Genomic DNA, 13,789 nt, shown 5'->3' on the forward strand with positions numbered 1-13,789 from the left:
AAACTGATTTGACTTAAAGTTATCTTGTGTTTGTCTATCTTTGTTAGTGTATGAACGAGTATTTAGACCCATCTGCAGACGGTTTCTCAAATGAGGAGCTTGATATTGAAAGAGCTTTGAGACCTGTAAATTTTGACGATTTTACAGGTCAAGAGCAAGTGCTTGAAAACCTTAAGGTTTTTGTTGAGGCTGCAAATAGAAGAGGTGAGGCATTGGATCACACATTGTTTCATGGCCCTCCAGGGTTGGGTAAAACAACCTTGGCCAATATTTTGGCAAATGAACTTGGTGTCGGTATTAAGATTACGTCTGGCCCTGTGTTAGACAAACCTGGCGATTTAGCGGGTTTACTGACCAATTTAGAGGAAAGAGATGTGTTGTTCATTGATGAAATACACAGATTGAGCCCTATTGTAGAAGAATACTTGTATTCTGCTATGGAAGATTATAAAATCGATATTATGATCGAAACGGGTCCAAATGCAAGGTCCGTTCAAATTAATTTGAATCCGTTTACTTTAATAGGTGCTACCACCCGATCAGGATTGCTAACCGCACCAATGCGTGCAAGATTTGGTATTCAAAGTAGGTTGCAATACTATTCAACAGAGTTGTTGTCTACTATTGTTGAACGTAGTGCTGAGATTTTACGCGTGCCGATTGCCCATGATGCTGCAATTGAAATAGCCGGTAGAAGTAGAGGTACACCAAGAATTTGTAATGCACTTTTAAGAAGGGTGCGAGATTTTGCTGAAATTAAGGGTAATGGCGCTATAGATATGGAAATTTCTAAATTCAGTTTGAAGGCATTGAATGTAGATGCTCACGGATTGGATGAAATGGACAATAAGATCCTTACTACTATAATCGATAAATTTAAAGGCGGACCGGTAGGTATTACTACATTGGCTACTGCAGTTTCTGAAAGTGCAGAAACTATTGAAGAAGTGTATGAACCTTTTTTAATTCAACAAGGGTTTATCATGAGAACTCCGCGTGGCCGTGAAGTAACGGAAATGGCATATAAACATTTAGGAAGAATAAAAGGAGGAATTCAACCAGGGTTATTTTGAGTATAGATATAAAGTCTAAATGGACCAATAGTATAAAAACCGAAGCGCAACGCCTCGGTTTTTTATCATGTGGTATATCTAAAGCAGATTTTTTAGAAGAAGAAGCACCTAGGTTAGAAAAATGGCTCAATAAAAATATGCATGGTGAAATGGGCTATATGGAAAACCATTTCGATAAAAGGTTAGATCCAAGAAAATTGGTAGAAGGGTCTAAATCCGTTGTTTCCCTTCTTTTAAATTATTACCCGGAAGAAACCCAACGAGAAGATGCCTATAAAATTTCAAAATACGCCTACGGTCAAGACTATCATCACATTATAAAAAATAAACTTAGACAATTACATGAATTTATTACCGAAGAAATAGGTGAGGTCAATGGTCGTGCTTTTGTTGATTCTGCTCCGGTTTTAGATAAGGCATGGGCGGCAAAAAGCGGACTGGGGTGGATCGGTAAAAATAGTAACCTTTTGACCCAACAAGTAGGGTCCTTTTATTTTATAGCGGAATTAATAGTTGATATTGAGCTGGAGTACGATCATGCCGTAACCGATCACTGTGGTACTTGTACCGCTTGCTTAGATGCCTGCCCAACACAGGCAATAGTAGAACCTTACGTGGTAGATGGTAGTAAGTGCATATCATATTTTACTATTGAGTTAAAAAATGAACTTCCAAATGAGATGAAAGGTTCTTTTGATGATTGGATGTTTGGCTGTGATGTTTGCCAAGATGTTTGCCCATGGAACCGTTTTTCTAAATCGCACAATGAGCCTTTATTCAATCCCCACCCTGAACTACTTTCTATGAGTAAAAATGACTGGGAAGAAATTACCCTAGAGGTTTTTCAAAAGGTCTTCAAAAAATCTGCCGTTAAACGAACAAAGTTTAGTGGCCTTACTAGAAATATAGAGTTTCTTAAATAATTTCATTTTCTCAATCGTTTTCGTAGGCTTTTCCTTTAGATAATTAAGCAAAGGAGACTTATTTATATTATATTGGTTGCTACTTTAAATTATGTTTTTCTAAGTTATAGCATGATTTTTATATGAATATGTTAAAATTGACCATTAAATTATAAAAGTTTTCCTTGATGAAAATAACCAAACCAAGTCTTAGTTTTTGGCAGATATTTAATATGAATGTTGGATTTTTAGGAATCCAGTATAGTTTCGGATTACAGCAAACGGCTATTAACCCTATATTTCTTTATCTAGGTGCACCAGAAGATATGTTGCCTATTTTGAATATAGCGGGTCCTGTAACGGGTTTGATCGTTCAGCCAATAATTGGGGCAATGTCAGATAAAACTTGGTCTGCACGTTGGGGGAGAAGAAAACCTTATTTTTTGATTGGGGCAATTTTAGGTAGTTTGTGTCTTTTTGCATTTCCTACAAGTCCCGTTTTGTGGTTCGCCGTCGGACTTTTATGGATTTTAGACGTAGGTAATAACATGGCTATGGAACCCTATCGTGCTTTTGTAGGTGATAAGTTGCCCGAAAAGCAATTAAGTTTAGGCTATCAAATGCAAAGCCTATTCGTTGGGGCCGGTATTCTCTTGGCAAACGGATCTATTGTTTTGTTTCAATACTTGTTTGGAGGTGAATCTGTAGAAGTGGCAGGCACCATACCAACGTGGTTATATTATTCATTCTATATCGGTGCAATTCTGTCTATTACTACCATACTCTATTCGGTATTAAAAACACCTGAAATTCCTCCATCATCAATGGAGTTGGAAGAAATAAATGCGGCAAAGTCCAAACCGTTAATGGAACGGATAATGTTTCCATTCAAAGAAATTGCCGAGTCAATAAAAAGAATGCCCAAATTTATGTGGCGAGTAGGGGCGGTTTATTTATTTCAATGGTATGCACTGTTTATTTATTGGCAGTATACCACACCTCTTTTCAAGTTGACCATGGGGTATACTACTGGAGAAGCAGCATCGCAATCAGCGCAAATGAGTTTAACTTATAATGTTGTCACCATGTTGGTAGCTTTGGCTTTGGTGCCTTTGACCTTGAAATTTGGAGGTAAAAAAGTATACGCGTTAAGCCTGTTTGGTACGGCGGTGTCCTTATTCTCCATTCCATTTATTACCGATCCTATTATGGTTTTGGTACCTATGGTTTTATTCGGTATTGGTTGGGCGGCAATGATGGGTATACCTTATACAATGGTGTCTAAAGTCGTGCCTCAAGATAGAAGAGGAGTATATATGGGTATTTTAAATATGATGATTGTCATACCTATGGGAATAGAGACTTTGACATTTGGACCTATATATAAATATGTACTAGGTAATAACGCCATAAATGCGATGTTGTTTGCAGGAGCATTCTTTGCAATTTCTGGTATGTTGGCGCTTAGATTAAATGTAAGGAGCAAAGCCAAGGTTATTGATCTGTAGTAAATATTCCACTTTTTCCTTTTTGTAAGGGTTCTATTTATTTTGTTTGCATAAATACCGTTACTATTTACACTTTTTTGAAGAATACCTTTAAATTTGACCTTTTAAAATAGAACGTATGAGCAAGGAGAAGCAAAGAAGGGAAGCATTGGTGTACCATGCTAAACCTCAACCAGGTAAGATAAAAATAGTTCCTACAAAACCATATAGTACCCAAAGAGATCTTGCCTTGGCTTACTCGCCAGGTGTGGCAGAACCTTGTTTAGAAATAGCTAAAGACAAGGATAATGCCTATAAATATACTTCTAAGGGTAATCTTGTGGCAATAATTTCTAATGGTACCGCTGTTTTAGGTCTAGGTAATATTGGTCCGGAAGCATCAAAACCTGTCATGGAAGGTAAAGGTCTGTTATTTAAGATTTTTGCCGATATCGATGGTATTGATATAGAAGTGGATACCGAAGATGTAGATAAGTTCATTGAGACCGTAAAGATGATCGCCCCAACATTTGGAGGTATCAATCTTGAGGATATTAAAGCTCCAGAAGCTTTTGAAATAGAACGTAGATTAAAAGAGGAATTGGATATTCCTGTCATGCATGATGACCAGCACGGTACGGCAATTATATCTGCTGCAGCGTTATTGAACGCACTTGAAATAGCAGAAAAGAAAATTGAAGAAGTTCGTATTGTTATCAGTGGTGCCGGTGCCGCGGCAGTTTCTTGTACAAAGCTATATAAGGCTTTTGGAGCCAAGGCCGAAAATATCGTAATGTTAGATAGTAAAGGTGTTATTAGAAAAGATGCCGAAAATTTATCGGCTGCCAAAAAAGAATTTGCTACGGATAGAAAAATTGATACTCTTGATGAGGCAATGGTAGATGCCGATGTTTTTATCGGACTTTCCATAGCTAATATCGTATCGCCTGATATGCTAAAATCAATGGCGCCGAACCCAATTGTTTTTGCAATGGCAAATCCGGATCCGGAGATAGCTTACGATTTGGCCATAGATACCCGAAAAGATATTATTATGGCAACGGGTAGATCTGATCATCCTAACCAGGTTAATAACGTACTTGGGTTTCCGTTTATATTTAGGGGCGCGTTAGATGTTAGGGCTACTGCTATTAATGAAGCTATGAAGATGGCAGCGGTTAAGGCTTTGGCAGAACTGACCAAGCAACCCGTACCGGAACAGGTGAACATTGCATACGGCGAAACAAGATTGACTTTTGGTAGGGAATATATTATACCAAAACCTTTTGACCAGAGATTAATTCATGAAGTGCCACCGGCGGTTGCTAAAGCAGCAATGGAGAGCGGTGTGGCAAAAGCTCCGATAGCCGATTGGGATAAGTACAAGGAAGAATTGATGCTTAGGTCGGGTAACGATAATAAGGTGGTAAGGTTATTGCACGGTAGAGCTCGTACCAACGCCAAAAAAATAGTTTTCGCAGAAGCAGATCATTTAGATGTATTGAAAGCTGCACAGATCGTTCATGAAGAAGGTATTGCAATACCTATACTTTTGGGAAGAAAAGAGATTATTCTTGAGCTTAAAAAAGAATTGGAGTTTGATGCAGACCTTGTTATTATCGATCCAATGTCAGAAGACTTTGATGAGCGTCATGTTCGTTATGCTACTAAATACTGGGAAAGTAGAAAAAGAAGCGGAGTTACTTTTTACAGTGCAAAGATAAAAATGCGCGAGCGTAATTATTTTGGTGCGATGATGGTTCTTGAAGGTGATGCGGACGGAATGGTTTCTGGTTATTCAAGAGCATATCCTACAGTAGTAAAACCAATTTTAGAAGTTATCGGTAGGGCAACTGGGGTTAAAAAAGTAGCTACGGTGAATATTATGATAACCGAAAGAGGTCCTTTATTTTTAGCGGATACTTCTATAAATATAGAGCCTAATGCAGAAGAATTGGCAGACATTGCACAAATGACGGCCAATGTAGCGTCAACTTTTGGTTTTGACCCTGTACTTGCAATGTTGAGTTATGCCAATTTTGGCTCGTCAACGCATCCTAATGCCAAAAAAGTTAGGGAAGCGGTTCGTATTCTTCATGAAACTGCGCCCGATTTGGTTGTAGATGGTGAAATTCAAACAGATTTCGCGCTGAATAAAGAGTTGCATGAAAGCAAGTTCCCGTTTTCAAAATTAGCGGGTAGAAAGGTGAATACCTTAATTTTTCCGAATTTGGAATCTGCTAACATTACTTACAAGTTATTAAAAGAGTTAAACGGTGCAGACTCAATAGGACCTATTATGGTTGGTTTAAGAAAAGCAGTTCACATTATGCAGTTGGGGGCAAGTGTAGATGAAATTGTGAATATGGCTGCCATTGCAGTAATAGATGCGCAAGAGAGAGAAAGAAGAAAGAAAGCAAAAAGTTCAAAATAAATTTTATTAAAAATAATTTAGCAAGTAAGGGAAATCGGTAATTATACTTATTTCCCTTTTTAATTTTTAAGATTATGATACATCACTTAAGAGGAAAATTAGTAGAGAAAAACCCAACTCACGTAATTATTGAATGTGGTGGTGTTGGCTATTTTGTAAATATTTCTTTAAATACTTTTTCAAAGCTTCCAGAGCAGGAAAATATCTCTGTATTTACACACCTACAAGTGAAAGAAGATTCGCACACACTGTTTGGTTTTGTGGAGAAATCCGAGCGAGAAATATTTAGGTTGTTGCTGTCGGTTTCTGGTATTGGCTCAAGTATAGCAAGAACCATGCTTTCTTCTATGTCACCATCTCAAGTAAGGGATGCTATCGCAAATGGAGATGTTGCTGCTATACAGGCCGTAAAAGGGATCGGTGCCAAAACCGCACAAAGGGTAATTTTGGATCTTAGGGATAAGGTCTTAAAAGTTTACGATATAGACGAACTTTCGTTAAGTACAAACAATACAAATAAAGATGAAGCGTTATCTGCTTTAGAAGTTCTAGGCTTCGCACGTAAACAATCAGAGAGGGTTGTCGATAAAGTGCTAGGTCAAGATGCTTCTCTAAGCGTAGAGAATATAATTAAACTCGCGCTCAAAAATTTGTAATAAGTTTGAAAAACGGGGTAACTAAATTTCTTAAAATTTCTTTTAAGCACATCTTTGTATTCTTTATGTTTTTTGGTTCCATAACTGCGGTGGTGGCACAAGAGACTGAAGAGCAGGAGATTGATTCTGTAAAAACTGGTTTTGATTTAGGAAGGATCCTAATTGAAAATCCAGATAGTATTGTTTCCAGGTATATTTATGATCCAGAAATGGATAGATATATCTATAATGAGAGTGTTGGCGATTTTAACATTGGATATCCGATTATTCTTACACCTGATCAATATTTTAAACTGATTCAAGAAGAGGGTATAAAATCTTACTTCAAAGAAAAATCTGATGCTTATTCGGGTAAAAAAGAAGGAAGTGAAGAGGCTCGAAAAAATTTACTGCCTAATTTTTATGTTAACAATGATTTCTTTTCTACCATTTTTGGTGGAAATACCATTGAGATAATACCACAAGGATCCGTGGCGATGGATTTGGGCGTTATTTGGCAAAAGAATGATAATCCTTCTTTATCCCCAAGAAATAGAACTAACCTATCGTTCGATTTTGATCAGCGTATTAGTCTTAGTATGTTGGGTAAAATCGGTGAACGCTTACAAGTAACGGCAAATTACGACACCGAGGCAACTTTCGATTTTCAAAACATCGTAAAGCTCGATTATACACCTACCGAAGATGATATTATTCAATCTATAGAAGTGGGTAACGTTAATATGCCTCTTAATAGTTCGCTAATATCGGGAGCCCAAAGTTTATTTGGTGTAAAAACAAAATTACAATTTGGTAAAACATCTGTAACGGCTGTTTTTTCTGAACAACGATCTCAAAATAACACTGTAGTTGCCCAAGGTGGTGGAACTGTAAATGAATTCTCTTTATCTGCATTGGATTATGATGAAAACAGACACTTCTTCCTATCACAGTATTTTAGGGATAATTATGATAATGCACTTTCGTCTTACCCATATATACAGAGTCAAGTTCAAATTACCCGTATAGAGGTTTGGATTACGAATAGAACGCAACAAACATTGAATGTACGTAATGTTGTGGCTATTCAAGATTTAGGTGAGGCAAATATTACTAAGACCAGGGTCGGTCAAAATAATGGTAGTGCTGGCGGATTTTTTAATGGTCCTGCCGATTTAAGACCTAGAAACAACGCCAATGATTACGATCCTGCCTTGATACTTACAGGAAATGGAGCGTTAAACGATAACATTAGGGAGATTGCTACGGTAGAAAGCGGATTTAATGATGCTAGTTTTGCCGCTGGTTATACACCTAACCAAGGTTTTGATTATGCATACTTGGAAAATGCAAGAAAACTAGAAGAAGGAAGAGATTTTGATTATGATTCACAGCTAGGGTATATTTCTTTAAACCAACGACTAAGTAATGATGAGGTTTTGGGGGTTGCTTACCAATATACGTTTCAAGGGCAGGTTTATCAAGTAGGTGAATTTGCGAATGGAGGAATTGAAGCTACAACAGTAACTCAAGACGTAAGTACGGTTATTGAAAACAATACCTTAATACTTAAACTTCTTAAAAGTAATATTACCAACATTACTGATCCTATTTGGGATTTGATGATGAAGAATATCTATGCAACAGGGGCTTATAGTTTAAGTGAAGAAGATTTTAAGATGAACATCTTATATTCTGATCCTACGGCAAGAAATTATATTACACCCATAGAAGAAGGACCCGGTTCTGGTTGGCCCGAAGGTTTAGAGGAAGATATATTATTGAACGTCTTTAATTTAGATAGGTTAAATGTCTATAATGATATTCAGCCTGGTGGAGATGGTTTCTTTGATTTTATTAGTGGGCAAACCATTGATGTGCAGAACGGGCGTATAATATTTACCACGGTAGAACCTTTTGGAGAATATTTATATGAAAAATTGGAAAATGGTAACAGTGGTCAGTACGATGTAACATCTGGCTATAACGCCAATCAAGAGCAGTATGTATTCAGAGATATGTATGCCTTGACCAAAACAGCTGCTCTGCAAGATCCCGAAAAAAATAAGTTCTTATTAAAAGGTACATATAAATCAGAAGGTAGTAACGGTATTTCTATTGGTGCATTCAATGTGCCACAGGGTTCTGTAACGGTTACCGCTAACGGAAGAACTTTACAAGAAGGTATAGATTATACGGTAAACTATCAATCGGGTACGGTTCAAATTTTAGATCCAAGTTTAGAGGCTTCAAATGTGCCTATTAATATATCCGTAGAGAATAATGCAGTTTTCGGGCAGCAAACGCGTCGTTTTACTGGTGTTAATGTAGAGCATCAGTTTAATGAGAAATTTGTATTAGGCGGTACATTGTTAAACCTGAACGAACGACCCTTAACTCAGAAATCTACATACGGAGTGGAGTCTGTAAACAATACCATTTTTGGGTTGAACACTAACTTTTCTACAGAGGTTCCTTTTTTAACCCGTATGGTAAACAAGTTACCTAATATAGATACCGATGTGCCTTCTAATATTTCCGTTAGGGCAGAAATGGCGGCTTTAATACCTAGCTCACCTAAAAATGCCGATTTTGAAGGGGAAACTACCACATATTTAGATGATTTTGAAGGTGCACAGGCATTAATAGATATTAGAGCCTCGCTTGGGTGGTCGCTCTCTAGTATGCCTTTGGAATTTGGTAATGATGATCAATCTTTTGGTAGTTCTCCAGAAGATGCAAATAACTTACTTAATGGTTATGGCAGGGCAAAATTGTCTTGGTATACTATTGATCCTATTTTTTATACTACGCAAAGGCCTTCTACTATTAGTGATGATGATCTTTCCACCAACGCTACGCGTAGGGTGTATATAGATGAAGTTTTTCCAGAGACTGATCAGGCTCAAGGGCAAACACAGGTTCAAACTACCTTGGATATGGTGTATTATCCAGAAGTAAAAGGGCCTTACAATAATAATCCCGATTTTGAGACCGAAGCTCCGTCTGAAAAATGGGGTGGTATGATGCGTTCATTGAGTAGTACCGATTTTGAACAGAGTAATGTGGAATTTGTTCAGTTTTGGGTCATGGATCCATATGTAGACGGTATTGCAAATGGAGCAGGTGAGTTGGTGCTAAATTTAGGTAATATATCGGAAGATATTTTGCGCGATGGTAAAAAGCAATACGAAAACGGATTACCAGGTGTTGACAGTAACGATTTTGTTTCTCCAACTTCATGGGGTGAGGTGCCCGCTACACAGTCATTAGTATATGCTTTTGATGCAGACGAAAATAATAGAGTTTTACAGGATATAGGTTTTGATGGTTTGGATGATGCGCGTGAAGCCGATGTATATTCCAATAACGATGGTGATGACCCCGCATTGGATAACTATGTATATTATTTAAATAGGGAAGGTAGCATATTAGAAAGATATCAAGACTTCAATAATCCACAAGGTAACTCTCCTGTTTCGGTTACAAATACCGATAGAGGTTCTACAACCCTACCTGATGTAGAAGATATTGATAGGGATTTAACCATGAATACGGTGAATAGTTATTATGAGTATAGAATTACCATAAAACCCAATACTACAATTAATGACGAGTATGTAACCGATATTATTGAAGGCACGGCTAGTGGTGAACCAAGAATTTTAAATGGAGACGAGGTTAATTACCGTTGGATCCAATATAAGATTCCGTTAAGTGACTTTACCGATGCAGTGGGTGGTATTACAGATTTTAGGTCTATTAGTTTTATGCGTATGTATATGACAGGTTTCAATAGCCCTACTATTCTACGTTTTGCAACATTGGATTTGGTTAGGGGAGATTGGCGTACATATACCAATACGTTACAAGATACTGATATCGATAGTGATCCAACTGATGATGGTACCACTTTAGATGTAAATACGGTAAATATTGAAGAGAATAGCAGTAGAACACCTATACCTTATGTGTTGCCACCTGGGGTTGTTAGGGAGCAGTTGAACAACAACAATACTATTATTCGCCAAAATGAACAGTCTCTTTCTTTAACGGTATCTAATTTAGAGTCTGAAGATTCTAGAGGGGTATTCAAAAATTTGAATGTAGACATTCGTCAATATGAGAAATTGAAAATGTTTATTCATGCTGAAAAAATTGTGGATAGTGATTATGCAGATTCATCAACTCCTTTGGTTGGTTTCTTAAGAATGGGTACAGATTTTACCCAGAACTACTACCAAATAGAATTGCCTTTGGAGTTCACCCCTTTTACAGCGGTATCCGACGAAGAAATATGGCCGGAGAACAATGAGATGAATATTGAGTTGAGCGATTTGACCAAAGTGAAATCGCAATGGATCGCAGATGGTGATTTAGATGATGTTCGGTTCTTTGAGATTGACAACGGGGAAGTAATTCCGGTTGGTGAGTTCGATGTTCGTACCCCAGGTAGACTTCGTATCGGTATTAAAGGTAACCCATCTTTAGGTAGTATACGTACTATGATGGTAGGTGTAAAGAATCAAGATATTTTACCGGCAAGAGGAGAGGTATGGTTTAATGAACTTCGTCTTGCAGGATTGGATAATAATGGTGGTTGGGCAGCAATTGCTGCGATAGATGGTAATATTGCCGATTTTGCAAATTTTAGTGCAACCGGTAGTAAAAGTACTTCTGGTTTTGGTTCCATAGATCAAATGCCCAATGAACGTGCCCGTGAAGATGCAATTTCTTATGATGTGGTTACCAATGTTAATGTAGGTCAATTGCTTCCGAAGAAATGGGGAATTCAGTTGCCTTTTAATTATGGGGTTTCCGAGCAATTGATAACTCCTGAGTTTGATCCTGTGTATGATGATCTTAAATTAGAAGATAGAATTGCTGCCGAAGATACCCAAGAAGGTAAAGATGAGGTTCTGGAACAAGCGGAAGACTATACAAAACGAACCAGTATCAATTTAATAGGCGTAAGAAAAGATAGAGGAGAAGAGGCAGATGCCAATTTCTATGATATAGAAAACTTCACCCTTAACTACAGTTATAATGAAACTAACCATAGAGACTTTGAAATTGCCGAGTTAAAAGAGCAAAGTGTCAATACCGGTTTTGTATATAATCATAGTTTTGATCCTGTTGAAGTGGCGCCATTTGCTAAAAAAGACTCCCTTTTTACAGGTAAGTATTGGAAATGGTTAAAAGACCTTAATTTAAATTTATTGCCATCAAACATTGGGGTTACCTCTAATATCAATAGGCAGTTTAATGCGCAGCGCTTTAGAGATGTGTATACCGATGGTGAGGATAGATTGGAGTTGCCAGAATTGCAACAGCGTAACTATTTGTTCAATTGGCAATATGCTATAAATTATAATTTAACTAAATCGCTACGTTTGAATTTGACAGGTTCTAACAACAATATCGTTAGAAATTACCTTAACGAAGATGAACCTTTGGAATCTACGGATCGTATTATGAATGAATTGGGTATGTGGGACGGTTTCTTCGATGTTGGAGAACCTAATAGACATTCGCAACAAATGCAATTGAATTATGAAGTGCCTTTTTCAAAGATTCCTGCATTAGACTTTATTAGCACACAATATTCGTATACTAGTAATTTTGATTGGCAAAGAGGTGGTGATGCATTATTTGAAGTAGCCGGCGAATATATCAATACCGTACAAAATGCAAATACACATACGTTAACGTCTTCATTGACCATGCAAAAGTTCTATGATATGTTAGGACTTAAAAAACGCGAAGCGCCTAAAGCAAATTCAAGAGGACCAATAAGAAGGGATAAATCTGGAGCGTTAGCGGAAGATCAGGAAAAAATAAAAAGTAAAACAAGTGACCTGTTCAATACAGTGGTTGATATTGTAACCATGGTAAAAAGGGTGAACTTGAATTATAGCGAAAATAATGGTACGGTGCTTCCGGGGTATACACAATCTGTAGGTTTTGTAGGTACAACTAAGCCTACTATAGGTTTCTTGTTCGGTAGTCAATCAGATGTTCGTTATGAGGCGGCAAGAAATGGATGGTTAACTGGGTTTGAAGATTTCAACGAGCAATTCATCCAAAGAACAAATAAACAACTGAATATTACCGCTACTGCGCAGCCAACTAAGGATATTACTATTGACTTGGTGGCAGACAGGCAATACTCTGACAGTTATCAAGAAAACTTTAATGTTGTTGATCAAGAGTATAACCTACAGTTGGGTAATAACTATGGTAGTTTCAGTATCTCTACAATGATGATCGGTACTGCGTTTGGTAAAAGTGATGAGTTTGACTCCAGTACTTTTCAACAGTTTAAAGATAATAGAATCACAATTGCCAATAGATTGGTGTCAGATAGATCACAGCCTATTGGTGATCTTGATGAAGACGATTTTCCAGAATTATACGGTAAAACGCAACAAGAGGTATTGTTACCAGCGTTTTTTGCTGCGTATACCGGGCAAGATGCTGAGCGTGTAAACTTAGATACATTTAGAGATATTCCTATTCCTAACTGGAACATTAAGTACACCGGTTTGATGAAGAGTAAGTGGTTTAAAAAGAAATTCAAGCGTTTTTCATTGAGTCATGGGTATCGTGCATCATATAGTATAAACTCGTACCAAACAAACTTAGAGAAGGTACAGTTGCTTAAAGATAATCCGGGTGAGTTTGCAATAAATGAAGAGAATCTCGATATTCTACCCGATTTGATTTTGAACAATGTAGTACTTACGGATCAATTTAATCCGTTGATACGTGTAGATTTTGAAATGATCAATTCGGTAAGTGTGTTGGCAGAGGTTAGAACAGATAGAGCATTGTCATTAAGTTTTGATAATGATTTAATGACCGAGATCAATGGTAAGGAATATACCGTTGGACTGGGATACAGATTTAAAGATGTAAAATTCGTGACCAACATTGGTGGTAATAAGACTAGGTTGAAGGGCGATTTAAATTTAAAGGCAGATGTTACCCTGCGTGATAATATAACTATCATTAGAAATTTAGATATCAATAATAATCAAATTACTTCTGGTCAAAATTTGATGTCCTTAAAGTTTACTGCAGATTATGCGTTAAGTAAGAGTTTAAATGCATTGTTCTTTTATGATCACTCTTTCTCTAAATTCGCTGTTTCTACAGCCTTTCCGCAAACAACTATTAATACAGGATTTACAATTCGTTATAATTTCGGTAATTAATAAGGCTGTTTAATAAAAGTTGCCTGTAATAATTATGTAGA

General features: G+C 37.1%; 6 protein-coding genes. All 6 read left to right on the forward strand.

Annotated features, from left to right (window positions below):
• The first annotated feature begins 50 nt into the window (after positions 1-50).
• The 6 genes from ruvB to sov all read left to right on the forward strand — a co-directional run bounded on the left by ruvB (position 51) and on the right by sov (position 13,748).
• On the forward strand, positions 51-1,073 hold the full coding sequence (gene ruvB / locus EXIGUO8A_RS09995; RefSeq protein WP_116770315.1) for a Holliday junction branch migration DNA helicase RuvB: 1,023 nt from the start codon (positions 51-53) through the stop codon (positions 1,071-1,073).
• A 2-nt stretch (positions 1,074-1,075) separates the two neighbouring features.
• The gene (gene queG / locus EXIGUO8A_RS10000; protein ID WP_159304431.1) at positions 1,076-1,996 is read left to right on the forward strand and encodes a tRNA epoxyqueuosine(34) reductase QueG; all 921 of its coding nucleotides are present in this window, start codon (positions 1,076-1,078) and stop codon (positions 1,994-1,996) included.
• Between the two features lie 167 nt (positions 1,997-2,163).
• Positions 2,164-3,483 (forward strand): MFS transporter, encoded by a 1,320-nt coding sequence (locus EXIGUO8A_RS10005; RefSeq protein WP_159303017.1) that lies wholly within the window; start codon positions 2,164-2,166, stop codon positions 3,481-3,483.
• Positions 3,484-3,601: 118 nt separating this feature from the next.
• Positions 3,602-5,896 (forward strand): NADP-dependent malic enzyme, encoded by a 2,295-nt coding sequence (locus tag EXIGUO8A_RS10010; RefSeq protein ID WP_116770321.1) that lies wholly within the window; start codon positions 3,602-3,604, stop codon positions 5,894-5,896.
• 74 nt (positions 5,897-5,970) lie between these two features.
• Complete coding sequence (gene ruvA / locus EXIGUO8A_RS10015; protein WP_076547292.1) at positions 5,971-6,552, forward strand: Holliday junction branch migration protein RuvA; 582 nt, start codon at positions 5,971-5,973, stop codon at positions 6,550-6,552.
• A 65-nt stretch (positions 6,553-6,617) separates the two neighbouring features.
• Complete coding sequence (gene sov / locus EXIGUO8A_RS10020; protein WP_159304433.1) at positions 6,618-13,748, forward strand: T9SS outer membrane translocon Sov/SprA; 7,131 nt, start codon at positions 6,618-6,620, stop codon at positions 13,746-13,748.
• Positions 13,749-13,789: the final 41 nt, after the last annotated feature.

The sequence above is a fragment of the Maribacter litoralis genome, from assembly GCF_902506355.1.
GTDB classification, from domain to species: domain Bacteria; phylum Bacteroidota; class Bacteroidia; order Flavobacteriales; family Flavobacteriaceae; genus Maribacter; species Maribacter litoralis.

Bases quoted from the DNA above. Each gene is read 5' to 3' on its own strand.
- ruvB (WP_116770315.1), top strand. From the start codon at position 51: ATGAACGAGTATTTAGACCCATCTGCAGACGGTTTCTCAAATGAGGAG.
- EXIGUO8A_RS10005 (WP_159303017.1), top strand. From the start codon at position 2,164: ATGAAAATAACCAAACCAAGTCTTAGTTTTTGGCAGATATTTAATATG.
- EXIGUO8A_RS10010 (WP_116770321.1), top strand. From the start codon at position 3,602: ATGAGCAAGGAGAAGCAAAGAAGGGAAGCATTGGTGTACCATGCTAAA.
- ruvA (WP_076547292.1), top strand. From the start codon at position 5,971: ATGATACATCACTTAAGAGGAAAATTAGTAGAGAAAAACCCAACTCAC.
- sov (WP_159304433.1), top strand. From the start codon at position 6,618: ATGTTTTTTGGTTCCATAACTGCGGTGGTGGCACAAGAGACTGAAGAG.